We start from the raw sequence: 23,113 nt of genomic DNA, 5'->3' as shown, positions 1-23,113 counted from the left end.
CGGGCCATGTCCGAGGGCGAGCGCACCGAGCCACCTGCCGAAGAAGATTCCGTTGACGTCGACGCCGAATCCGGTGGCGCGGCGGTCTTCTCCCACTACGGCGTCGCGTCAACGGTTCTCGGCGTGCTGTCGGTGGCCGCGGTCGTGCTCGGCGTCCTCATCTGGTCGGGCCACCGCGACCAGGTCGCCGAACGCGGCTATCTGAGCCGCGTCATGCAGACCGCCGCCGGGTGGACGAACGTGCTGATCAACATGAACAGCGGCAACGTCGACGCCAGCCTGCAGCGGCTGCACGACGGCACGGTCGGGGAACTCAACACCTACTTCGACGCCGCCGTGCAGCCCTACCGGGCCGTGGTAGAGAAGCTGCAGTCCAAGAGCGCCGGGCGGATCGAGGCGGTGGCGATCGAAACCGTGCACCATGAACTGGACGCTCAGCCCGGCGCCGGCAGGCCCCCGGGATCGGAATCAGTCACGACCAAGTTGCCGCCGTTCGCGAGCCGTAGCGACTCGGTGATGCTGGTGGCCACGTCGGTCAGCGAAAACGTCGGCGCCAAGCCGCAGACCGTGCACTGGAACCTGCGGCTGCAGGTCTCCGACGTGGACGGCAAGCTGATGATCTCCGGACTGAGTTCGATCCGATGAGAAACATCTGGCGACTCTTCGCATTCGACATCCTGGCCCCGCTGGCCGCGATCGCCGCGTTGCTGGCCATCGGGGTGGTGCTCGGCTGGCCGCTGTGGTGGGTCTCGGCCTGCTCGGTGCTGGCCCTGCTGATCGTCGAGGGGGTGCTGATCAATTTCTGGCTGCTGCGCCGCGATTCGGTCAGCCTCGGCACCGACGACGACGCACCGGGGCTGCGGTTGGCGGTGGTCCTGCTGTGCACGGCCGCCCTGGCGGCGGCCGTCGCGACCGGCTACACGCACTGGACGAAGGCGGACCGCGACTTCACCGACGACTCCCGCAAGGTCGTGCGGATCGCCACCGACATGGCCGAGGCCATGGCGTCGTACAGCCCGACGGCGCCGACCGGTTCCATCGACCGGGCCACGGCCATGGTCGTCCCCGAGCACGCCGCCGCGTTCAAGGAGCAGTACACCAAGTCCAGCGCCGAGCTGGGCCGGCACAACGTCACCGCCCAAGCCGCCACGGTCTCGGCGGGCGTCGAGGCCCTCGGGCCGTCGGCCGCCAGCGTGGCGGTGGTCCTGCGGGTGACCCAGAATGTTCCGGGCCAGCCGCCCAGTCAGGCGGCGCCGGCCCTGCGGGTGACGCTGACCAAGCGCGGCAGCGACTGGCTGGTCGCCGACGTGCTGCCGATCCGGTAGCTCAGTTGGATTCGGCCGAGCGGCCGGACTTCACCTTGACGAACCGATCCGACAATCGGCGGATCCGGATCATCAGCGCGGCCGTCGGGCTGGTGCTGCCGTCGAGATAGCCGCCCAGTTCCTCGGCGCTGACGCCGATGCGGGAGGCGAATTCCCGCTGCGCGAGCCCCGAGCGGTCGACCAGCAGCCGCACGTGGCGCGCCACCTCGGCGCGCTCGTTGGCGTCCAGGTGGGCGCGGGCGCGCTCGAGCACCTCCCACAGCGCCTTGGCGATGCCGTAGGGGCGGGTGCCGTCGACGACCTCCTCGACCTGGCGGGCGGTGCGCCCGTACGGGTCACGCTTCAACGCGCCGGCGATGCGCTTCCAGGTGGCGATGTCACCGCCCTGCAGCGCGGAACGGATGGCGGAGGTCGGCCAGAACTCCACCGGCTGGTCGAGGTCCGGAAGGGATCCGGACGGCGCCTCGGACGGCCCATTACCGCGGTTGCGCTGTTGCGGGGCCGGCCGGCGGGGCGGCGGTGGGGTGCGTCGGTCGGGTGCCAACGTCACCTCGCCTCCTCCAGCATCGCGACCGCCACGGACAGGCAGCGCTCCCTGATCCGCTCCCAGTCCGCGTTCGCGTCGGCTTCCGACCCCTGGTCATCCGGGTAGTCGCACGGATCGGGATCGGCGAGTCGACGGACCAACTGGGTGGCGATCCATTGCCGCCTGGACGATTCACAACAGTAATACCTGTCCATTCCGGCCAGCACCACCGCGGCGGTCTCGGGTTCCAACGAATCCACCATGTCTGCAAAGTCGGCATAATCGCGGCGACTGTTACGGCACATGATGAGGTAGCCCTTGAGCCGCAGGGTCTCGGCCCCGGTCGGGACCAGCAACCGGTCGCCGGTGGGCAGTTGCACGTTGGTGGTCTCCACCGGGCTGCGCCGCGCGTATCTCGGTCGGTCGGCGGCCCCCGCCGACGCGGCGTCCGGGTCCGTCTCGAGCGCGTCGATCGCGACCGACAGCCGGCCCCGCCACAGCGTCACCGGATGAACGGGCCGGTCCGACCCGGAGATGGCTTTGGCGATCCCATTGCGCCCATTGCGTGAGGCCAGCCCCCCGACCAGCTTCTTGGCTCCCGAAGACCCGTTGGCATGCCCGTTGGTGCCGGTCTTCTTCTCGCCCGCGGCCACCCCGACGGCGACCTTCTCCTCGCCCAGCGCGACCTGGTGGGGGATCTGCCCGGGCCCCAGGCCGCGGGTCCGCTCCTCGTCGGGGCCCGACGATGGCTGACCGGCGGCGCGCCCGCAGCCGCTGAAGGCCAGCGGATCGGTCACGCAGATGGCGTCGGGCGCCAGGTGCTTGAGCTTGGCGGCGGACTTGAGCACCATCTTCAGGTCCGCGTTGGGCGCCACCAGCGCCGAGATGTCGTCGGGGATGACCACGACGTCGCCGAGGTCGACCTCCGGCAGCGGTCGGTCGAAGTCGACCGACGGAAGCACGCGGGACAGCCACGGCGGCAGCCACCAGTTCCACTGGGCGAACATCGCCATCAACGCCGGAACCATGACCAGGCGCACCACGGTGGCGTCCACGGCGATCGCCACCGCGCAGGCCACCCCGATCTCGGCCACCAGCGGCATGCCGGCGAACGCGAACCCGACGAACACCGCGATCATGATCAGCGCCGCGCTGGTGATGGTGCGGGCGCTGGTGCTCACGCCGTAGGCCACCGCGTCGCGGGTGTTACCCGAATGCAGGAACCGTTCGCGGATGCGGGTGAGGAGGAAGATCTCGTAGTCCATCGACAACCCGAAGGTCATCGCCAGCACCAGCGGGGGAACGGTGCTGTCGATCGAACTGATCTGGGCGAAGCCGAGATCCTTCAGCCACCCCCACTGGAAGACCATCACCAGGCTGCCGTAGGCGGCCGCCACCGACAGCAACGTCATCAGGACGCCCTTGAGCGCCAAGAACACCGAGTGGATGGACACCAGCAGCATCACGAACGCGATCAGCGCGACGAAGCCCAGCACCAGCGGTTCGGTCGCCGACACCTGGTCGTCGAAGTCTTTGATCAGCGCGGTCGGGCCGCCGACGTCCACGCGCGCCGTCCCCACCTCGGGGACCGTGGGGAGCTGCGCGCGCAGCCACCCCACGGTTTCGCGGGCCCGCATGTCCTCGGGGTCCACCGACAACACCGCGGACAGCAGCGCGCTGCCGTTGTCCTCGGCGTATTGGGGCGGCGACACCGAGACGATGTTGGGTGCCTGCGTCATCCGCTGGCGGACGGCGCCGATGGTGTGGCTGTGTTCGGGCGAGGCCGCCCCGCCGTCGGGAAACTCGATCAGCACCCGGATCGGGCCCAGCGCGCCCGGACCGAGCGCCTGGGCGGCCGCGCCGACCCCGGCGCGGATCTCGTGGGACGAGTCGAATTGGCGTAACAGGCTGTTGCCCAACACCATTGACGCCGCGGGCGCGGCCATCACGAGCAGCACCAGCGACGCCGCCAGCGCGGACATCCACGGCCGGCGCATCACCCATCCGATCCACCGGTTCCAGAACCGCGACTGGGTGCTCTCGGGCCGGCGCGACCAGTGCAGGAAGCCCGACCGCTTGGCGGCCGCCCGGCCGAACGTCGCCAGCGCCGCCGGCGTCAGGGTGGTCGACGTCAACATCGCGACCGCGACGGCCAGGATCGCGCCGGTGGCCATCGATTTCAGCGCCGGGGTGTTGATGACGTAGATCCCGGTGAGGGACGCGATGACGGTCGCCCCGGACAACACCACGGCCAGGCCCGAGGTGGCCATCGCGGCGTCGACGGCCTCGCGGGGCTGGCGCCCGGTCCGCAGTTCCTCCCGGAAGCGCATCAAGATGAACAGCGAATAGTCCACGGCCAGCGCGATCCCGAACATCGACACCGTCGAGGTCACGAACACCGACATGGTGGTGTACGCGGACAGCAGGTAAACGAGGCCCATCGTCACCACGACCGTGCACACGCCCAGCGCCAGCGGGATCGCGGCGGCGGCCAGCGACCCGAACACGGCGAGCAGCACGATCAGGATGACCGGGAGGTTCCACCGTTCCGCGGCGGCGATGTCGTGCTTGGTGTTGGCGGCCGCGGCCGCGCTCAGCGCGCCCTGCCCGATGACGTACAGCCGCACCCGGCCGTTGGCGGTCTGGCCGGGCTGGTCGCCCTTGATGCCGACCTTCGTGCGGAGCTTTTTGGCGACATCGCTGGTGTTGCGGGAATCCAGCCGCACCGACAGCACGTACGGCCGGTCGGGTTGCGGCGGCCGCTGGGTGGGATTGGGGATCTCCGCGGTTCCCGGGACCTCGGCGGCGAGTCGACGCAGCTGTGTGACCGCCTCGCTCATGTCCTGGTAGCTGGCGTCGGCGCGGGGCGCGGCCACCAGCGCCAGCGACGATCCGCCCTGGTCGTGGTAGAGCTCCTCGAGCTGGTCGTGGACCGCCAGCGACTGGGAACCGGCCACGTCGAAACCGCCGCCGGTGAGGTTGCCGGATTGCGTCAGCGCCAGGTAGACCGCCGGAACCAATGCCAGCAACCAGCCTGTGAAGACCAACCAGCGGTACTTACGCAGGCTGCGGCTGAGGCGCATCATTAACTGCTGGATTTTTCTCGCTCCCCGGTTCTCGCGTGACGCGTGCAGGCGAGGATACCGCAGCATGCTGTGCTATATGTGGGCTTATCTAGTTCCTGAGCTGCGATGACAGCGTCGTTGCGGAGACGCTGCGAAGTCGTTGTGAACTGGTGATCAAGCGGGACTTCGGTCACACGAGCGGTTCTCGGCTGGCAGCGCTGATATCGCGATGGCAGGATGTCGATTGGCCTGGCGGGGCCCCGGGGGATTACGGGGTGCCCAGGGATCAGTGGGGCCGTCTCTTGCAGCCGTTTGCGCGGCGCCGATCTTGGCGGGGCCGCGCAAACAATAAGGAGTTATCCATGACGACAGGCAGCGCTGGACGGCGTCGCAGAATCCTCGCGGGGCTGATCGCCGCCACCGTGCCCGGCGCCGCCGTCGCGGTGCTCGCCGGGCCGCCGGCGACCGGCGCCAACGACCCGTGCGCGGCCAGCGAGGTCGCCCGCACCATCGGCTCGGTGTCCAAGTCGATGGGTGACTACCTGGATTCGCACCCGGAGACCAACCAGACGATGACCTCGATGCTGCAGCAGCAGGCGGGGCCGCAGTCGTTGAACGGGCTGAAGTCCTACTTCGACGCCAACCCCAAGGTCGCCGGCGACATGACGTCGATCGCGCAGCCGTTGACCAACCTGTCGCTGCAGTGCAAGCTGCCGATCTCGATCCCCCAGATGATGGGCATGATGCAGCAGGCGCAGGGCGCGGCCGGTGCGCTCCCCGCGCTGCCCGGTAACCCCGCGGGCGCTTCGCCGCTGGGCGGAACGGGCGCCCCGCCCGCCGCGCCGCAGCCCGCGTCTCCCGGTGCCACCAACCCGCTCTCGGGCCCGCCGCGCGGCAACACCGTCGGCTAGCTGTCCCGCCCCTCCGTTTCCGGACTCCGATCCGGCGGCAGCGGCCCCTGCAGGGCGGCCTGGGTCGGGTCGGCGGAAGCGGCGCTCGGCTGCTGCACGATCGGCAGCGGACCCGTGATCGGGTCGTCGTCGGAGTCGGCGACGTTCTCGGTGCGGAACACGAAGAAGAACACCACCCAGCCGACCGCGGCGATGAGTAGCCAGCTGATCAGCCGGTAGATCAGCATGGCCGAGATCGCGCTCGACAGCGACATCCCACTCGAGACCAGCCCCGGAACCAGCACCGCCTCGACGACCAGCAGCCCGCCGGGCATCAACGGGATGGTGCCGACCGCGCGGGCCGCGGCGTAGGCGACGGTCAGCCCGGCCACCGACGCGTGGTCCCCGGCGGCGTAGGCGGCGAAGCCGAGGCAGGCGACGTCGGCCACCCAGTTGAACATCGACCACCCGAACGCCACGCCCAGGTCGCGCCGGCCCAGGCTCACCGATTCGAGCTGCATCAGCGTCTCGCGCCACTTGTCCAGGCCGGTGTCGGCCGGCTTGCCGCGCACCGAGTTGACCCAGGCCAGGACCCGGCTGCCGATGCCTTCGATCAGCTCCGGCCGCGACGCGACGGCCTGCGCCAGCAGCAGCAGGGCGACGAAACCGCCGAGCGTGAACAGCAACGAGAACGGGTTGTTCTTCGCGCCCAGCAGGAAGGCGCCGCCCAACCCGAGCAACGCCAATCCCACCGCCTGCAGCACGCCCGACATCACCAGCTGCCACGACGCCACCACGGTCGAGGCGCCCCAGAGCCGCTGCTGCCGGAACAGGAACGTCGCCGACAGCACGGGCCCGCCGGGCAGCGTGGTGCTCAGCGAGTTGGCGGCATAGAACGCGGCCTCCGAGCGCAGCTGCTTGACGTGCACGCCGGCCGACTTGAGCAGGGTGCGCTGGATCTGAGCAAAGCTGTGCATCGACGCGGCCGCCGCGACAACGGAGGCGAGCAACCACCACCAGTTCGCCTCGTACAGGCTCATCCAGGCTTTGGCCAGCTGATCCCAGCCCAGGGAAACCTCGACGGCAAGCACGATGGCAACCATCCCGAGGATGACCCAGCGCACCCACCAGTACTTCCCGCGCGGGGTTTCTTCGCGCGGGAAGTCGAGATTGCGGGCGGGTGCGTCGTACGGCACGTGATTTAGGGTAACGGTGCAGGTGGCGCGGCGATCGCTGCGCGCCGCCGACTGTGTCGCCGTCGTAACCGGATCGTGCCGGCTCCGACGGTTGCGGCCGACGGGCGGGAGCTTCCGAACGGGTTCGGGTCGGCGCCGCGACCGATAGGCTGGCCAAATGTCAGCAAACGTCGACGATGCGTCGGTTGAACCCCTAGTACGAAAGACCGCAGCCTGGGCGTGGCGTTTGCTCGTCATCCTGGCCGCCGCGGTCGCTCTGTTGTGGGTGGTCAAGAAGCTCGAAATCATCGTCGTCCCGGTGCTGGTGGCGCTGCTGCTGAGCGCGTTGCTGGTGCCGGTCGTCGACTGGCTGGATCGGCGGGGCCTGCCCCGCGGCGGCGCGGTGGCGCTGGTCCTGCTGGGCGGCTTCGCGATCCTGGGCGGCATCCTGGCGTTCGTCATCCTGCAGTTCATCGACGGCCTGCCCGGCCTGACCGAACAGGTGACGCAGAGCATCGAGTCGACCCGCCGATGGCTGATCAACGGGCCGGCGCATTTGCGCAGCGAACAGATCGACAGCGCGGGCAACGCCGCCATCGAGGCGCTGCACAACAATCAGGCCAAGCTGACCAGCGGCGCGCTGTCCACCGCGGCTACCGTCACGGAGCTGGTCACCGCCGCGGTGCTGGTGCTGTTCACGCTGATCTTCTTTCTCTACGGTGGGCGCAACATTTGGCGCTACGTGGTGCAGATCATCCCGTCCGACGTCCGCGACCGGGTGCACGAGGCCGGCAACGCCGGGTACGGGTCGCTGATCGGGTACGTGCGGGCCACCTTTCTGGTGGCTCTGACCGACGCGGCCGGGGTGGGCACGGGCTTGGCGATCATGGGGATCCCGCTCGCGCTGCCGCTGGCCTCGCTGGTGTTCCTGGGCGCCTTCATCCCGCTGATCGGTGCGCTGGTTTCGGGCCTGCTGGCCGTGGTGGTCGCCCTGTTGGCCAAGGGCATTGTGTACGCGCTCATCACGCTGGGGGTGCTGATCGCGGTCAACCAGATGGAGGCCCACCTGCTGCAGCCGCTGGTGATGGGCCGCGCGGTCTCGATTCACCCGCTCGCCGTGGTGCTGGCCATCTCCACCGGCGGCGTCCTCGCCGGGATCGTCGGCGCCCTGCTGGCCGTCCCGACGGTCGCGTTCCTCAACAACGCGTTCCAGGTGTTGCTGGCGCCCAACCCCGAGGCGGAAGCCGAAAAGCAGACCGAGGAGGCGGACGAGAAGAACGCCATCCTGCAGGCCGAACCGGACAAACCCGGCTGATACCGACCGTCAGGATATGTCGGGGGGCTTTCCTATAACCGTCCCTCGCGGCGCAGCAGATCCGCGGCGGACAGCCCGCCGCCGGAGCGGCGCCGCTGCCGCGCGGGGTCGCCGTTCTCGCCCTGGCCGCGGGGGTTCGCGGCCTCGCCGGCGGCGGTGCCGTCGGGGTCGTCGGAATGGTGGCCGGGCACGGGGATGGCCCGGGTCTGATCGCCGGACGGCGGCGCCGCCGACGACGGGGGGCGCTGCGGCGCCTGCGGGCCCTGCGGTGCGGGCTTGGTCGCGGGGCGCGGGTCGGCCGGCCGCTCTCGGGCGGGGGCGCCCTGCGCGGAGAAGCGGGTGGTCTTGGCCTCGGTCGGCTGGCCGGGCCGGGCCGGGATGCGGGTGGTGTCCACGCTGTCGTCCGCCCGCGAGGACGGGTCCTGGGCGGGCCTGGGCTCCGGCGGACCGGCCGCCGCGGGACGCGCCGGTCGCGACGGCTCCAGCGGGGCGGGGTGGGTGGGGTCGTGCGGCGGGCGCGGCGTCGCGGCGACCAGGCTGGCCGCCACCGGCGGCCGCGCGGGCCGACCGTTGAGCGTCGGCCGCTTGCGCTCGTCGGGCAGATCGATCTCGCCCAGCCCGATCTTGTTCTGCAGGCGCCGGGCCCAGCGCGGCGCCCACCAGCAGTCGTCGCCGAGCAACTTCATCACCGACGGCACCAGGAACATCCGGACGACGGTCGCGTCCAGCAGCAGCGCCGCCATCAGACCGAAGGCCAGATACTTCATCAACACCAGGTCGGAGAACACGAACGAGCCGGCGACCACGGCCAGCACCAGCGCGGCGGCCGTGATCAGCCGCCCGGTGGTCGCGGTGCCGATGCGGATGGCCTCGGCGGTCGACATGCCCCGTTCGCGCGCCTCGACCATGCGCGATACCAGGAACACCTCGTAGTCGGTGGCCAGACCGAAACCGACGGCGACGACCAGCGCGATCAGCACCACCATCAGCGGAGTCGGCGTGAAATTCAGCACGCCCGACAGGTGCCCGTCGACGAAGATCCACGTCAGGATCCCCAGGGTGGATCCCAGGGTGAGCGCGCTCATCAGCACCGCCTTGATCGGCAACACCACCGATCCGAACGCCAGGAACATCAGCAGCAGCGTGGCGCTGAGCAGCAACACCAGCATCAACGGCCCGTTCTCGGCCAGGCTGTGGATGCTGTCCTGTTCCAGCGCAGGGGTGCCGCCGACGTACAGGTTCAGCCCCTTCGGGGGGTTCACCGAGCGCAGTTCGGTGATCTTCTTGGCGGCGTCATTGCGGTTGGCCAGGCCGTTCTGGATCACCCGCACCGAGCCGTCCTTGGGCACCGTCGTCCCGTTCGGACCGGCGACGCAGGGATTGCCGGCGATGGTCGGGCAGGCCCGTTCCTCCCACGTCTTGTCGGTGAACCCGCCGATCGAGGAGATCCTGTTGCGGATGTCGGCGACCTGCTGATCGGTGACCTTGCTGTGGTTGTCGCTCTGGATCACCACCGTCAGCTGCTCGGTCCGGTACCCCGGGAAGAGCTTGTCGAAATGCTCCTGCGCCTGGCGCACGGGGTTGTCCGGCGGCAGGTACTTCTCGCTCATGCCGCCGAACGACAGGTTGCTCAGCGGGATGACCAACAAGATCATGCCGACGGCGATCGGGATGGCGAACGCCAACGGCCGCTTCATCACCCAGTTCACCAGCTTGCCCCAGAAGCCGGCCTCGACCTCTTCGCGGGTCTTCGTCTTCTGCAGCCGGTCGGCCAGCCAGTTCAGGTAGGCGCGCGAATACTTCCAGTTGCGCAGGAACGGCACCCGGAACGCGGTCCGCACCCCCAGCGCGTCGACGTGGCGGCCGAGGATGCCCAGGCACGCGGGCAGGAACGTGATCGACAGCAGCGCGGCCAGCCCCACCGCCGCGAAGATCGCGTAGGTCAGCGAATGCACGAAGCCCTGCGGCAGCACCAGCAGGCTGGCGCTCGACGCGATGATCAGCACCGCCGAGAACGTCACGGTGCGACCGGCCGTCATCACCGTGCGCCGCACCGCGGCCTCGGTGTCGTAGCCCTCGGCTATCTCCTCCCGGAACCTGCTCACCACGAACAGCCCGTAGTCGATGGCGATACCCAGGCCGATCAGCGAGACCACCGGCTGGGCGAAGAAGTGCACCGGCCCGAACACGGCGACGAGGCGCAGGATGCCCAACGAGCCCGCGATGCTCAGCCCGCCGACGATGGCCGGCAGGCCGGCGGCGACCGCGCCCCCGAACACCAGGAACAGCACGACCGTCACCAACGGCAGCGCCAGCACCTCCATGCGGCGCTGGTCGGTGGCGATGGTGCCGGTCAAGGCGTTGGCGATCGGCTCGAGGCCGGCCAGCTGCACCGTGCCGCCGTCGAGCTTCTGCAGATCCGGCGCGATGTCCTTGTAATTGTTGAGGATGGTGTCGTCGTCGTCGCCCTTGAGCGGGATGGACACGAAGGTGTGCTTCTTGTCCTCGCTCACCATCCCCTTGATGACCGGGTTGGTGCTCTCGGGTGCCGCCAGCCAGCCGGCCCAGCCGACGACCTGGTCGGGATGGTCGGTCTTGAACTTGTTGAGGCCGGCGACGATCTTGTCCCGCCACGCCTGGTCGTCGACCGTCTTCCCGCTGGGGGCGGTGAACGTGGCCACCACGTGGCTGGTGCGGTCCCGGCCGTAGGTCTGGTCGCCCAGCACCGACGCCTTGACGGATTGACTGCCGTCGTCGTAGAAGCCGCTCTGTGTAACATGCTTGCCCAGGCTGATTCCGAAAACGCCGCCGAGCAGACACAGAGCTACCGTGACCCCGATCACGATGTACCGATATCGGTACACAGTTCGACCCCACCAGGCGAACACGCAAGCTCCTTACTGGATCGACTTAGTCTGCAGCGACCCGCGCACTGGTTTTTCAGTGTCACACACGCGCGGTCAACAGCGCTGACAGCGGCCGGAACGGCTGCAGCCACGCACCCTGGTCAGGCAGCGAATCTAGGCCGATCCGCGGCAATGGTTCCCGGAAGACGCCGGCGATGTCCTCCAGGTCAACGAAGTCCAAGGTATCCGACGCTAGCGCCCAACTCGCATGTTCGCGAAATCCGATCACTTGGACGCTGATGCCGGTTCGGGCGATCTCCTCGAGCGGTTCGCGAAACGCTTGGCCGTCGGCCGAAGCCACCACCACGGCCGCCAGCCCCTCGCTGCGCCGCAGTTCGATGTGGGCCAGCATGTCGCGGTCGACGTCGCTGTCCTCGTCGATCTTCGGCTTGGCGAACACCGCGAACCCCACGTTACGAAGGGCGTCCACCCAGGGCCGGACGACGTCGGCGCTGCCCGGCGCGATGTTGGTGAACACGGTGGCCTCGGGTTCGACGACCACGCCCGGGCGTTCGGCGCTGACCTCGGCCGTCCGCGCCAGCAGCCAGCGTCCCAGGGCGTCGAACCGCGGGCGTTCCAACGCCGTCGGGCGCCGACCCAGGATCGAGCCCAGGCCCATGTCGAGGTTGGGGGCGTCCCAGACCAGCAAGACGCGCCCGCCCGAAGGCGAAAAGCCGCCCAGGGTCCCCACGTCATCGGCGGACAGCACCGCCGGCGGCGCGACGGGTTCTGCTCCGGCGGTGGAGGTTTCAGTCAGGCTCATAGCTCATCGCCTATTCATCGTCTAAGCCAAACGAACTCGGTGACGGCGCTGCCCGCTTCTTGGGCTTTCGTCTCGTACTTGGTGGTCGGGCGAACGGTCGAGATCGGCAGCCGGCTGTCGGGGTCGGCCCGGCGCAGCCGGGACTCGCCCGCGCCGACTTCGGCGATGTGTTCGGCATAGCCGGCGTGGTCCGTCGCAACGTGCAGGACACCACCAGGGAGTAGCCGGTCGGCTATCAAGCCAATCGTGCCGGGCTGCAGGAACCGGCGCTTGTGGTGGCGCGCCTTGGGCCACGGATCGGGGAAGAAGACGCGCACCCCGGTCAGCGACGCCGGGGTGATGAGCCGCTGCAGCACGTCGAGCGCGTTGCCGCGGATCAGCCGGATGTTGGTCACCGCGTCGCGGTCGATCGCGCACAGCAACTGCGCCAGCCCCCGCCGGTAGATCTCCACCGCGACCACGTCGACGCCGGGCTCGTCCTTGGCCATCGCCAGCGTCGATGTGCCGCTGCCGCAACCGATTTCGAGCACCAGGGGCGCCTGGCGTCCGAACCACGAGCGGGTGTCCAGCGGCGGCTCTTCGCCGCCGGTTCCGTCCGCGGGGGCGCCCACCGACAGGCCGAGTTCGGGCCAGCGCCGCTCCCACGTCTGGCGCTGGGCGTCGGACAGGGCGGACCGTCGCGACCGGAACGCCGTCGCGGGGAGGTAGCGCTGGTCGGGGCGGGCCGATTCCCCGATCGGCGTGTCGGCAGACATCGCCACCCCGCGCTGCGCATGCATTTGTCCATGGTGGCCTATAAACCTTGGATGTAGCCGCCCCTGGTCCGGATTGATACCCAACAGTTGCCTTCAACTGGTAACTGATTAACGGTGGCTCGCTTCTTGGCGACGTGGATGCCACCATTCGGTGGGGCCGCCCGGCGCCGGCGCTGCACGCGGTAGCGGCGACGCCGACGGGGCGATCGGGTCATTCGGACCGAACAGGCGGGATATGAGGGGACAAGGACACCAGATTTTCGTCGATGAGCTGGCGCGGTTTGCCGACGGGCTCGTCGACCCGCGGGTGACGGCGATCGCCCGGCGAACCGCCGCACCGCTGCGGGTGGTGGTCCGCGGCCGCCGGGGGGTCGGCCGCCGCACGGTGGCCCGCGCGTTGGACCGGGCGGGAGGCGCGTCGGGGATCGCGACGGACCTCCAGGTGAGCGCGGCGGCGCCCGACCGCGGCGCCGACGTGGTCGTCTACGTGGTCGCGGAGGTGGTCAAGCCCGAGGACGCCCATGCCATCGCGGCCGCCGGGCACCCGGTGGTGGCGGTGCTGAACAAGGCCGATCTGTCGGGCCGGCGCGGTGACGGGCCGATCGCGGCCGCCCGGGCGCGGTGCGCCGACCTGTCGGCGCTGATCGGCGTGCCCATGGAGCCGATGATCGGCCTGCTCGGGGACGCGCTCGACGCGCTGGACGACGCCGAGGACAACCCGCTGTGGGCGGCGCTACACGCGCTCGCCACGCACCCCGGGGCCGCCGCGTGCCTGGACGGCTCGTTCGCCGACTTCCTGGCGGCGGACGGCCCGGTGCCCACCGGCGTGCGTCAGCGCCTGCTGGACACCCTCGACCTGTTCGGCACCGCGCTGGCGGTCGCCGCGCTCCGCCAGGGCAGGTCCCGGGCGCAGGTCCGCGCCTTGCTGCGCCGGATGAGCGGCGTCGACGCCGTCCTGGCCAAGGTCGGCGCGCTCGGCGCCGAGGTGCGCTACCAGCGGGTGCTCGGGGCCGTCGCGGAATTGGAGGCGCTGGCCGCCGGCGGGGGCGAGCTCGGCGAGCGGATCGGCGGGTTCCTGTCCCGCGACGACACGGTGGTCGCCCGGATGGCGGCCGCGGTGGATCTGGCCGAGGCGGCCGGGCTGGACCCGGGCGGCCCCGAGTCGGCCGGCGTGGACCGCGACCCGTCCGCGCACCTGCCGCGCGCCGTGCGGTGGCAGCGCTACAGCCGCGCCTCGGCGAGTGAGCTGCACCGCGCCTGCGGCGCGGACATCGCCCGCGGATCGCTGCGGCTGTGGTCGCAGGCCTGCGCGTCACTGCCGGGGGAATCCTGGTGAGCGGCGAGGGCAACGATCCCGTCGCACGGGTGGACGCGTTGGTGGCCGCGGCGGCGCCGGATCTGGATCCGCCGGCCGTTCAGCGCTGTGACGTGGTGCTGGTGACCGGCCCGTGGATGGCCGGGGTGAGCGCGGTGGCCACGGCGCTGCAAGGGCGCCTTCCGCAGCACAAGTTCGTGGAGTCGACCGACCTGGGGCCCGGCGAGGTGCCGATGGCGGTGGTGTTCGTCGTGTCCGCGGCGGCCCATCTGACGGCCTCCGACTGCGCACTGCTGGACGCCGCGACCGAGCACACCGACGCGGTGGTCGGGGTGGTGTCCAAGATCGACGTGCATCGCAACTGGCGTGAGGTCGTCGCCGCCAACCGCGACGCGCTGGCCGCGCACGCGCCGCGCTTCGGCCGGGTGACGTGGGTGGGCGCGGCGGCCCTGCCCGACGTCGGTGAGCCGGACGTCGACGACCTGGTCGGCGCCGTCGCGGCGCAACTCGACGACCCCGACCTCGCCCGGCGAAACAGGTTGCGGGCGTGGGAATCTCGCCTACAAACGGTCAAGCGGCGGTTCGACCGCGACGTCGAGGGATCGGGTCGCCGCGCGCGGGTCGAGGCGCTGCGCGAAGAACGCAGCACGGCGTTGCAGCAGCGGCGGCAGGCGAAGAGCGAACGCACCATCACGCTGCGCGGTCAGATCCAGCAGGCTCGGGTGCAGTTGTCGCACTCCGCGCGTAACCAGTGCGCGACGGCGCGCACCGAGCTGCAGGAGCACGCGGCGGGATTGTCGCGGGGCGACATGTCCGGGTTCGAGGCGCACACGCGCGCCCGCCTCGACGAGGTGGTGGCCGAGGTCAACGACGGCACGGACGCGCAGCTGGCCGACGTCGCGCAGGTGGTGGGCGTGCCGATGGACCTGCCGTCGGTCGAGAAGCTCCCGCAGGTGGATGTCGCGGCGCCGCCGCTGAAGTCGCGGCGGCAGGAAACCTGGCTGATGATCCTGCTGGGTGTCGGCTTCGGGCTGGGGGTGGCGCTCACGCTGAGCCGGCTGATGAGCGGCGTGGTCTCGCGGCTCAACCCCGGGCTCGCCGTCGTCGCGGCCGTGGCGTGCGTGGCGATCTCGGTGGCGCTCACCTTTCTGGTGATCAACCTGCGCGGGCTGCTGCACGACCGGGCGCTGCTGGACCGCTGGGCGGGCGACGCGACGTCGTCGCTGCGGTCGGTGGTCGAGGAACTGGTCGCCACCCGGGTGCTGGTCGCCGAGTCGGTGCTGAGCAAAGCGTTGCTGGCCCACGACGAGGCCGAGAACGCGCAGGCGTCGGCCGCCGTCGGCGTCATCGACACCGAACTGCGCGAGCACGCGCTGGCCGCCGCGCGGGCTGCGGCCGCGCGGGATCGGGAGATGCCGGCGGTCGCCGCGGCGCTGCGGGCGGTGCGTGCAGAACTCGGAGAACCGGGTATACAACCGGCTGAAAGTCCTGCCGAAGATGCCGGTGGTGACGAAACCGAAAAACCCGCTTCGAGGAGCGAAGATGGCGACCCGTCGGGAGCTTCTGAATCGTTGTTGTGAGAAGGCTTATACCTGCCCGAGACTTCCCCGACAAGTTCCTCACGATAACCTGTAGTTAACGCCACCAAGTCCTTAATTATGTGGGCGACGGCATACCGAGCACACGAGCCCGATACGCAACGAATCCAGGAGAGTTCGATGACCTCAGCGACCATTCCCGGTTTGGACACAGCACCCACGAATCACCAGGGCCTGCTGTCATGGGTGCAGGAGGTTGCCGAGCTCACCCAGCCCGACCGGGTGGTGTTCGCTGACGGCTCCGACGAGGAGTTCAACCGGCTGGCCGGGCAACTGGTCGAGGCCGGCACCCTGAAGAAGCTCAACGAGAAGAAGCACCCCAACTCCTACCTGGCGCTGTCCGACCCGTCCGACGTGGCGCGGGTGGAATCGCGGACATTCATCTGCACCGAGCAGGAGAGCGGCGCCGGGCCGACCAACAACTGGATGGACCCGTCCGAGATGCGGTCCATCATGACCGACCTGTACCGGGGCTGCATGCGTGGCCGGACCATGTGGGTGGTGCCGTTCTGCATGGGTCCGCTGGGCGCCGACGACCCGAAGCTGGGTGTGGAGATCACCGACTCCGAGTACGTCGTCATCTCGATGAAGGTGATGACCCGGATGGGCAAGGCCGCGCTGGAGAAGATGGGCGACGACGGGTTCTTCGTCAAGGCGCTGCACTCGGTGGGGGCGCCCCTGGACGAAGGCCAACAGGACGTGCCGTGGCCGTGCAACGACACCAAGTACATCACCCACTTCCCGGAGACCCGCGAGATCATGAGCTACGGCTCGGGCTACGGCGGTAACGCGCTGCTGGGCAAGAAGTGCTACTCGCTGCGGATCGCCTCGGCCATGGCCCACGACGAGGGCTGGCTCGCCGAGCACATGCTGATCCTCAAGCTCATCTCCCCGGAGAACAAGGCGTACTACTTCGCCGCGGCGTTCCCGTCGGCGTGCGGCAAGACCAACCTGGCGATGCTGCAGCCGACCATCCCGGGCTGGCGCGCCGAGACGCTCGGCGACGACATCGCCTGGATGCGGTTCGGCAAGGACGGCCGGCTGTACGCGGTCAACCCCGAGTTCGGTTTCTTCGGCGTCGCGCCGGGCACCAACTGGAAGTCCAACCCCAACGCCATGCGCACCATCGAGGCCGGCAACACCGTCTTCACCAACGTCGCGCTCACCGACGACAACGACGTGTGGTGGGAGGGCCTGGAGGGCGACCCGCAGCACCTGGTCGACTGGAAGGGCCGCGACTGGACGCCCGACTCCGACGAGAAGGCCGCCCACCCGAACTCGCGCTACTGCACGCCGATGTCGCAGTGCCCGATCCTGGCGCCGGAGTGGGACGACCCGCAGGGCGTGCCGATCTCGGGCATCCTGTTCGGCGCCCGCCGCAAGACGACCGTCCCGCTGGTGACGCAGGCGCGCGACTGGCAGCACGGCGTGTTCATGGGCGCCACCATGGGTAGCGAGCAGACCGCCGCCGCCGAGGGCAAGGTGGGCACCGTCCGCCGCGACCCGATGGCCATGCTGCCGTTCCTGGGGTACCACGTCGGTGACTACTTCCAGCACTGGCTCGACCTGGGCAAGAACGCCGACGAGTCCAAGATGCCGAAGGTGTTCTTCGTCAACTGGTTCCGTCGCGGCGAGGACGGCGGCTTCCTGTGGCCGGGCTTCGGCGAGAACAGCCGGGTGCTCAAGTGGATCGTCGACCGCATCGAGCACAAGGCCGGCGGCCAGGACACCCCGATCGGCATCGTGCCGAAGGCCGAGGACCTCGACCTGGACGGGCTCGACGCCAGCAGCGACGAGGTGGCCCAGGCGCTGGCGGTCAACGCCGCCGAGTGGCGCGAGGAACTGCCGCAGATCGAGGAGTGGTTCGAGTTCGTCGGCGAGAAGCTGCCGACCGGCGTCCGCGACGAGTTCGAGGCGCTCAAGCAGCGGCTGTCCGAAGCGGGCTGATCAGCCCGCCAGCCGCGAATTGGGGCTGGCCTTCTTCTGCGCGTACATCAGCTTGTCGGCGCGGGCGAGCAGTTCGCCCACGTTCGCGCCGTCGGAAACCGGCGCCCGCACGAAGCCGATGCTGGCCGAGAGACGGTAGGGCCGGTCGATGGTCGCGTTGAAATTCTCGAACGCGAGCGCGAGCCGCTCTTCGAGCGACGGGGTGTCGCCGGCGCTTTCGGTGACCATCACACAGAATTCGTCGCCGCCGATGCGGGCGAGGATGTCGGACTCGCGCCGGATGGTTCGCAGCACCCGGGCGACATCCTTGATGAGGCGGTCGCCCGTGTCGTGGCCGAGCTCGTCGTTGACTTTCTTGAGCCCGTCGACGTCGAGGAACGCGAGCACGCAGTTGTGGCCGAGGTGGTGCGACCCGCGAAGTTTCTGCTCGGCCAGTAGGTAGAAGCCCCGTCGATTGTTCAACCCGGTCAGCTCGTCGGTGACCGACAGCCGGCGGATCTCCTCGTTGGCGTCCTCGAGCGCGGCGGTGCGGTCGCGCACCCGCCGTTCCAGCTCGGAGTAGACCTGCACGTTCTCCATCGCGATCGACGTCGAATCCGCCAAAGCCTGCAGCAGGTGGACCTCTTGGTCGGACGGGTGATGCGGGTTGGCCCAGTAGTTGCCGATCGCGCCGATCGGTTCGAGCTTGCGGATCGGCACCATGACCAGGCTCTTGACGAAGGTGGGGCGGTACAGGGCGTGCGGGATGCGCGGGTCGCCGTAGATGTCGGGGATCACGGCCGCGTCGCGGTTGAGCATCGCCCAGCCGCTGATGCAGGACCTGATGGGGAAGCGGCTGCCCTTCCACAGCGGGGCGATCGCGTCCTCGTCGGCGTAATAGCAGCTGTCGTTGTCGCGGAGCACGAACGTCGCGCCGTCGCAGCCGGTGAGCTCGCGCGCCGAGGAGCGGACGATGCGCTGCAGGTCGGGCAGGCTACGCGCCAGCGACAGCTCCTGAATGGCGTGCACGAGCCGCTCCATGCCGTCGACATAGTCGGAAACGGCGAAAGTGGATGCGGCAGGCTCCGATTCTTGCCCGGCGGTCATGCGCACCTCCGTGCGACAGTGGCGCATCCCGCCGCGTTGCTCACCAAGGTCGGGTACCAGGGCCCACGGCGGTCTACTTGACTGCATTATGGCTGTCGACGCGCGCCGCGCGCCGGGATTGACGCAGAAAGTCCCGGGCCCACCCACCACTTAACACCCGTCAAGTTTGGCGGCGGTACAGTCTGCGCATGCAGATCCGCCCGTATCTCGGCGCCGACAAACCTGCTGTCATCCTGTACCCGTCCGGGACGGTCATCACCTTCGATGACCTCGAGGCCCGCGCCAATCGCCTGGCGCACCGGTTCCGCCAGGCGGGTCTGCGCGAGGGTGACACGGTCGCCATCCTGATGGAGAACAACGAGCACATCCACGCGGTGATGTGGGCCGCTCGCCGCAGCGGTTTGTACTACGTGCCCATCAACACCCACCTGACCGCGGCGGAGGCCGCCTACATCGTCGACAACAGCGCCGCCAAGGCGATCATCGGCTCGGCCGCGCTGCGCGAGACCTGCGCCGGCCTCGCCGAGCACCTGCCGCGCGGGCTGCCGGAACTGTTGCTGATCGCCGCCGAGAACGAAGACGATGGCCTGCCGGGCTGGGAGTGTTACCCGGAATGCGTTGCCGGCCAACCTGATACCCCGATCGACGACGAAATCGAGGGCGACCTGCTGCAGTACTCGTCGGGAACCACCGGCCGGCCCAAGGGCATCAAGCGCGAGTTGCCGCACGTCCCCCCGGCCGAGGCGCCCGGCATGATGTCGGCGCTGGTCGGTTTCTGGATGACGCCCGATTCGGTCTACCTCAGCCCCGCGCCGCTGTACCACACGGCGCCCTCGGTGTGGTCGATGAGCGCGCAGGCGGGCGGCATCACCACCGTGGTGATGGAGAAGTTCGACGCGCAAGGCTGCCTGGATGCCATCCAGCGCCACCGGGTCACCCACGGCCAGTTTGTGCCGGCGATGTTCACCCGGATGCTGAAACTGCCTGAGAACGTTCGTCATTCGTACGACCTGGGCAGCCTGCAGCGGGTGATGCACGCGGCGGCGCCGTGCCCGGTGGAGATCAAGAAGCAGATGATCGACTGGTGGGGGCCGATCATCGACGAGTACTACGCCTCCTCGGAGGCGCACGGGTCCACGCTGATCACCGCCGAGGATTGGCTGGCGCACCCGGGTTCGGTCGGCAAGCCCATGGGTGGTGCGGTGCACATCCTCGACGAGAACGGCAACGAGCTGCCGCCCGGCCAGGCCGGCGAGATCTACTTCGAGGGTGGGTATTCGTTCGAATACCTCAACGACCCAACGAAAACCGCGTCGTCGCGCTCCAAGCACGGCTGGGCCACCGTCGGCGACATCGGCTATCTCGACGACGAGGGCTACCTGTACCTGACCGACCGGCGCCACCACATGATCATCTCCGGCGGGGTGAACATCTACCCGCAAGAAGCCGAGAACCTTCTGGTCACCCACCCCAAGGTGATGGACGCGGCGGTGTTCGGTGTTCCCGACGACGAGATGGGCCAGCGCGTCATGGCGGTCGTGCAGACCGTCGACCCAGCGGATGCCACCGACGCGTTCGGCGATGAGCTGCTCGACTGGCTGCGGGATCGCCTGGCGCACTACAAATGTCCGCGATCGATCGCCTTCGAAGCGCAGCTGCCGCGCACCGACACCGGCAAGCTCTACAAGAACGGGCTGATCGAGAAGTACTCGGTGTAACCGATGCTGCGGGTGGTCGACCTGTCGAACGCGCCGGAGGGCGGCCCGGGCTCGCCGCCCGGCGTGATCGTCGCCGCCGGCTCGGCGGCCGACATCGCGCGGTCCGGAACCTGGCTTGACGCAGCGACTTTCACGCTGACCGAGGACGCCTGCGCCGACCGCCGGGTCGTCACCGTCGATTCCGTGCCCGATGCGCTGGGTGAGCTGACCGAACGCTGCGAGCGATGGCCGCACGCCAGCGGGATCTGTGACGACGTGTTGCGCGCGGTGGACCCCGGCGGCCCGACGCTGGCCGGGGTGGTGACCGAGTCGCTGGGGTATTCGACGCTGCAGTCCGGCCCGGAGTTCGCGCGGTGGCTGCAGGACCGCGGCCCGGTCCGCATGCCCGACATCGCCGACCCGGTGCGGGCGCACCGCGACGGCGACATCGTGCGCATCGCCTTCAATCGGCCGCAACGCCACAACGCGTTCTCCACGGATGCGCGCGCCGCGCTGTTGGAGGCGCTGGCTGTCGCGCAGCTGGATCCCTCGGTGACCGGCATCGTGTTGAGCGGCAACGGTCCATCGTTCTGCAGCGGTGGAGACCTCGCCGAATTCGGCACCTTCGCCGATCCGGCGAGCGCCCACCTGGCCCGCACCCGGCACAGCCCCGCCCTGGCGCTCGACGCGCTGACCGCGCGGCTGGGCCGGGCGTGCCGGGCCGAGGTGCACGGCCGGGTGATGGGCAGCGGGCTGGAGATGGCCGCGTTCTGCGGGTGGGTCACCGCCCGCGGCGACGCGGTGTTCGGGCTACCCGAATTGGCGCTCGGGCTGATCCCCGGCGCCGGCGGCACCGTCAGCGTCACCCGCCGGATCGGGCGTTGGCGCACAGCGTATCTCGTGCTGTCCGGCCACACCGTCGACGCCGAGACCGCGCTGGCCTGGGGGTTGGTGGACGAGACCTAGCAACCTCGACGCCCCCCGTTTGACGTCAGAAGCCCGAATACGTGGTCGTGGTCGTCGACGGCAAATGGGAGACGACAAGCACCCCGGCGACGACGTAGATGAGCACGAAGATCACCGCGGCGACGACGCCCACGATGGCGCCGATGATGGCCCACTTCTTGGCGTTGTTGGCGGCCTCCTGCGCCTCGGCGTAGCGGCCCTGCGCCCACAGCCCGGAGACCTTGTTGGAGTACACAATCGAGACGATCCCCAACGGCAAACAGCACAGCACCGTGCACAGGATCGCCCAGACCAGATAGTTCTCGGGTTCCGGCTGGCCCTGCCAGCCCGGCTGCGGCGCCGGCCATCCCGCGGGCGGCTGGCCCGGCCACGCCGGCGGCTGCTGCGGCGGATACCCCGGCGGCTGGCCCTGCCATTCCGGTTGCTGGCCTTGCCATTCCGGTTGCTGGCCTTGCCATTCCGGTTGCTGGCCTTGCCATTCCGGTTGTTGACCCGGCCATTCTGGCGAACCGCCGGGCGGCGCGGGAGGATAACTCATGGCGGCTGCCTTTCCCTTGGTTCGAAGTCAGGCAAATATACTCCCAAACGTCATTCTGCGGCCGCGCGATTGACGAGCCCGGGTCAGATCCCGCCCCGCGTCACCAGTTGCCGGGCGATCACATTGCGTTGGATCTCGTTGGTGCCTTCGCCGACGATCATCAGCGGCGCGTCCCGGAAGTAGCGTTCCACGTCGTATTCGGTGGAATAGCCGTAGCCGCCGTGGATTCGCACCGCGTTCAGCGCGATCTCCATCGCCACCTCGGAGGCGAACAGTTTGGCCATCCCGGCTTCCATGTCGCAGCGTTCACCGCTGTCGTAGCGCTCGGCGGCGTAGCGGGTGAGCTGGCGCGCCGCGGTGAGTTTGGTCGCCATGTCGGCCAGGTAATTGCCCACCGACTGGTGCTGCCAGATCGGCCGCCCGAAGCTTTCCCGCTGCTGGGCGTAGGCCAGCGCATCCTCGAGCGCGGCCGTGGCCACGCCCAGGGCGCGGGCGGCCACCTGGATGCGCCCCGTTTCGAGTCCCTTCATCATCTGTGAAAAGCCTTCGCCCGCAACGCCACCCAGTATCGCCGTTTGCGGCACCTGGAAATCGTCGAAGGACAGCTCGCAGGACTCCACGCCCTTGTAGCCCAGCTTGGGCAGATCCCGCGACACCGTCAGGCCCGGCCCGTGCTCGACGAGCACGATCGAGATGCCGGTGTGGCGCGGCGTGGCGTTCGGGTCGGTCTTGCACAACAGGGCGATCAGCCCGGAGCGGCGGGCGTTGCTGATCCAGGTCTTGGACCCGTTGATCACCAGAGCGCCGGCGCCGTCGCTGCGCGCGGTGGTCGCCATGTTCTGCAGGTCAGAGCCGCCGCCGGGCTCGGTCAACGCCATGGTGGCGCGCACCTCCCCACTGGCCATCCGCGGCAGGTAGGACCGCTTCTGCTCCTCGGTGCCGAACAGCGTCAGCAGCTTGGCGACCACAGTGTGCCCGCCCATCGCGCCGGCCAGGCTCATCCAGCCACGCGCCAATTCTTCGGTGACCCGCACGTAGCACGGCATCGACACCGGCGAACCGCCGTACTCCTCGGGCACGGCCAGCCCGTAGATGCCGATCCGCTTCATCTGCTCGATCCACGCCTCGGGATAGGCATTGGCGTGTTCGGCCTCGCGCACGCTCGGCTTGACCTCGCGGTCGATGAACGCCCGCACCGTGGCGACCAGCATGTCCTCTTCGTCATTCACCTGTCAGCACCTCAACG

The 23,113-nt window shown here is 69.4% G+C and carries 18 protein-coding genes; 9 read left to right on the top strand and 9 right to left on the bottom strand.

All coding sequences use genetic code 11. The annotated features are described in order from the left end of the window. Positions 1-6 precede the first annotated feature (6 nt). Positions 7-645, top strand: coding sequence for a hypothetical protein (locus tag AC0KS4_RS23485; RefSeq protein ID WP_238957109.1), 639 nt, complete (start codon positions 7-9; stop codon positions 643-645). Next, positions 642-1,325 carry a hypothetical protein gene (locus tag AC0KS4_RS23480; protein WP_225330399.1) on the top strand — a complete coding sequence of 228 codons (684 nt, stop codon included), beginning with the start codon at positions 642-644 and terminating at the stop codon, positions 1,323-1,325. The genes AC0KS4_RS23485 and AC0KS4_RS23480 overlap by 4 nt, the downstream gene beginning before the upstream one ends. A gap of 1 nt (position 1,326) precedes the next feature. Here AC0KS4_RS23480 and AC0KS4_RS23475 read toward each other — a convergent pair whose 3' ends face one another. Together AC0KS4_RS23475 and AC0KS4_RS23470 are read right to left on the bottom strand one after the other, a co-directional pair. After that, positions 1,327-1,875, bottom strand: coding sequence for a helix-turn-helix domain-containing protein (locus AC0KS4_RS23475; protein WP_225330400.1), 549 nt, complete (start codon positions 1,873-1,875; stop codon positions 1,327-1,329). Continuing rightward, positions 1,872-4,937, bottom strand: coding sequence for an MMPL family transporter (locus tag AC0KS4_RS23470; RefSeq protein WP_238957108.1), 3,066 nt, complete (start codon positions 4,935-4,937; stop codon positions 1,872-1,874). The genes AC0KS4_RS23475 and AC0KS4_RS23470 overlap by 4 nt, the downstream gene beginning before the upstream one ends. A gap of 341 nt (positions 4,938-5,278) precedes the next feature. Between AC0KS4_RS23470 and AC0KS4_RS23465 the strand changes: the two genes are divergently transcribed. After that, the gene (locus AC0KS4_RS23465; protein ID WP_238957107.1) at positions 5,279-5,827 is read left to right on the top strand and encodes a hemophore; all 549 of its coding nucleotides are present in this window, start codon (positions 5,279-5,281) and stop codon (positions 5,825-5,827) included. Here AC0KS4_RS23465 and AC0KS4_RS23460 read toward each other — a convergent pair. Next, positions 5,824-7,002, bottom strand: coding sequence for a lysylphosphatidylglycerol synthase transmembrane domain-containing protein (locus AC0KS4_RS23460; RefSeq protein WP_238957106.1), 1,179 nt, complete (start codon positions 7,000-7,002; stop codon positions 5,824-5,826). The genes AC0KS4_RS23465 and AC0KS4_RS23460 overlap by 4 nt on opposite strands. A 157-nt stretch (positions 7,003-7,159) precedes the next feature. Here AC0KS4_RS23460 and AC0KS4_RS23455 point away from each other — a divergent pair, with 157 nt between their 5' ends. Then, positions 7,160-8,296, top strand: a complete 1,137-nt coding sequence (locus tag AC0KS4_RS23455) for an AI-2E family transporter (protein ID WP_225330404.1) — start codon at positions 7,160-7,162, stop codon at positions 8,294-8,296. A 32-nt stretch (positions 8,297-8,328) separates the two neighbouring features. On the opposite strand, the gene mmpL3 is transcribed toward AC0KS4_RS23455, so the two are convergent. From mmpL3 to trmB, 3 genes are read right to left on the bottom strand one after another with little or no spacing between them, the layout of a single operon-like run. Beyond that, positions 8,329-11,184, bottom strand: coding sequence for a trehalose monomycolate exporter MmpL3 (gene mmpL3, locus AC0KS4_RS23450; RefSeq protein ID WP_238957105.1), 2,856 nt, complete (start codon positions 11,182-11,184; stop codon positions 8,329-8,331). 58 nt (positions 11,185-11,242) lie between these two features. Next, positions 11,243-11,965, bottom strand: a complete 723-nt coding sequence (locus tag AC0KS4_RS23445; protein ID WP_225330350.1) for an NYN domain-containing protein — start codon at positions 11,963-11,965, stop codon at positions 11,243-11,245. Between the two features lie 14 nt (positions 11,966-11,979). Continuing rightward, positions 11,980-12,762 (bottom strand): tRNA (guanosine(46)-N7)-methyltransferase TrmB, encoded by a 783-nt coding sequence (trmB, locus tag AC0KS4_RS23440; RefSeq protein WP_225330353.1) that lies wholly within the window; start codon positions 12,760-12,762, stop codon positions 11,980-11,982. A gap of 193 nt (positions 12,763-12,955) precedes the next feature. Here trmB and AC0KS4_RS23435 point away from each other — a divergent pair, with 193 nt between their 5' ends. The 3 genes from AC0KS4_RS23435 to AC0KS4_RS23425 all read left to right on the top strand — a co-directional run bounded on the left by AC0KS4_RS23435 (position 12,956) and on the right by AC0KS4_RS23425 (position 17,580). Then, a complete protein-coding gene (locus tag AC0KS4_RS23435; protein ID WP_238957104.1) occupies positions 12,956-14,056 on the top strand; it encodes a P-loop NTPase family protein in 1,101 nt (366 codons plus the stop codon). Then, complete coding sequence (locus AC0KS4_RS23430; protein ID WP_255640908.1) at positions 14,050-15,615, top strand: hypothetical protein; 1,566 nt, start codon at positions 14,050-14,052, stop codon at positions 15,613-15,615. The genes AC0KS4_RS23435 and AC0KS4_RS23430 overlap by 7 nt, the downstream gene beginning before the upstream one ends. 138 nt (positions 15,616-15,753) lie before the next feature. Next, the gene (locus AC0KS4_RS23425; RefSeq protein WP_225330348.1) at positions 15,754-17,580 is read left to right on the top strand and encodes a phosphoenolpyruvate carboxykinase (GTP); all 1,827 of its coding nucleotides are present in this window, start codon (positions 15,754-15,756) and stop codon (positions 17,578-17,580) included. Here the strand turns inward: AC0KS4_RS23425 and AC0KS4_RS23420 are convergent, their stop codons facing one another. Beyond that, entirely contained in the window at positions 17,581-18,666 is a 1,086-nt protein-coding gene (locus AC0KS4_RS23420; RefSeq protein ID WP_225330347.1) for a GGDEF domain-containing protein, read from the bottom strand. Positions 18,667-18,854: 188 nt separating this feature from the next. Between AC0KS4_RS23420 and fadD4 the strand changes: the two genes are divergently transcribed. Both fadD4 and AC0KS4_RS23410 read left to right on the top strand, forming a co-directional pair. Continuing rightward, positions 18,855-20,384 (top strand): fatty-acid--CoA ligase FadD4, encoded by a 1,530-nt coding sequence (gene fadD4 / locus AC0KS4_RS23415; RefSeq protein WP_238957103.1) that lies wholly within the window; start codon positions 18,855-18,857, stop codon positions 20,382-20,384. Between the two features lie 3 nt (positions 20,385-20,387). Beyond that, the gene (locus AC0KS4_RS23410; protein WP_238957102.1) at positions 20,388-21,329 is read left to right on the top strand and encodes an enoyl-CoA hydratase/isomerase family protein; all 942 of its coding nucleotides are present in this window, start codon (positions 20,388-20,390) and stop codon (positions 21,327-21,329) included. Positions 21,330-21,354: 25 nt separating this feature from the next. Here AC0KS4_RS23410 and AC0KS4_RS23405 read toward each other — a convergent pair whose 3' ends face one another. Both AC0KS4_RS23405 and AC0KS4_RS23400 read right to left on the bottom strand, forming a co-directional pair. Then, positions 21,355-21,867 carry a CD225/dispanin family protein gene (locus AC0KS4_RS23405; RefSeq protein ID WP_238957101.1) on the bottom strand — a complete coding sequence of 171 codons (513 nt, stop codon included), beginning with the start codon at positions 21,865-21,867 and terminating at the stop codon, positions 21,355-21,357. A gap of 83 nt (positions 21,868-21,950) precedes the next feature. Next, complete coding sequence (locus AC0KS4_RS23400; RefSeq protein WP_238957100.1) at positions 21,951-23,096, bottom strand: acyl-CoA dehydrogenase family protein; 1,146 nt, start codon at positions 23,094-23,096, stop codon at positions 21,951-21,953. Between the last annotated feature and the right edge of the window lie 17 nt (positions 23,097-23,113).

The organism is Mycobacterium sp. NTMscope_MAC_12 (assembly GCF_976985675.1).
This window is presented reverse-complemented; position numbering and strand designations above follow the sequence as displayed.

Coding starts and splice junctions, on each gene's coding strand:
- AC0KS4_RS23485 (WP_238957109.1), top strand. CDS start 7: ATGTCCGAGGGCGAGCGCACCGAGCCACCTGCCGAAGAAGATTCCGTT.
- AC0KS4_RS23480 (WP_225330399.1), top strand. CDS start 642: ATGAGAAACATCTGGCGACTCTTCGCATTCGACATCCTGGCCCCGCTG.
- AC0KS4_RS23470 (WP_238957108.1), bottom strand. CDS start 4,937: ATGATGCGCCTCAGCCGCAGCCTGCGTAAGTACCGCTGGTTGGTCTTC.
- AC0KS4_RS23465 (WP_238957107.1), top strand. CDS start 5,279: ATGACGACAGGCAGCGCTGGACGGCGTCGCAGAATCCTCGCGGGGCTG.
- AC0KS4_RS23455 (WP_225330404.1), top strand. CDS start 7,160: ATGTCAGCAAACGTCGACGATGCGTCGGTTGAACCCCTAGTACGAAAG.
- AC0KS4_RS23445 (WP_225330350.1), bottom strand. CDS start 11,965: ATGAGCCTGACTGAAACCTCCACCGCCGGAGCAGAACCCGTCGCGCCG.
- AC0KS4_RS23435 (WP_238957104.1), top strand. CDS start 12,956: ATGAGGGGACAAGGACACCAGATTTTCGTCGATGAGCTGGCGCGGTTT.
- AC0KS4_RS23425 (WP_225330348.1), top strand. CDS start 15,754: ATGACCTCAGCGACCATTCCCGGTTTGGACACAGCACCCACGAATCAC.
- AC0KS4_RS23420 (WP_225330347.1), bottom strand. CDS start 18,666: ATGACCGCCGGGCAAGAATCGGAGCCTGCCGCATCCACTTTCGCCGTT.
- fadD4 (WP_238957103.1), top strand. CDS start 18,855: ATGCAGATCCGCCCGTATCTCGGCGCCGACAAACCTGCTGTCATCCTG.
- AC0KS4_RS23410 (WP_238957102.1), top strand. CDS start 20,388: ATGCTGCGGGTGGTCGACCTGTCGAACGCGCCGGAGGGCGGCCCGGGC.
- AC0KS4_RS23405 (WP_238957101.1), bottom strand. CDS start 21,867: ATGAGTTATCCTCCCGCGCCGCCCGGCGGTTCGCCAGAATGGCCGGGT.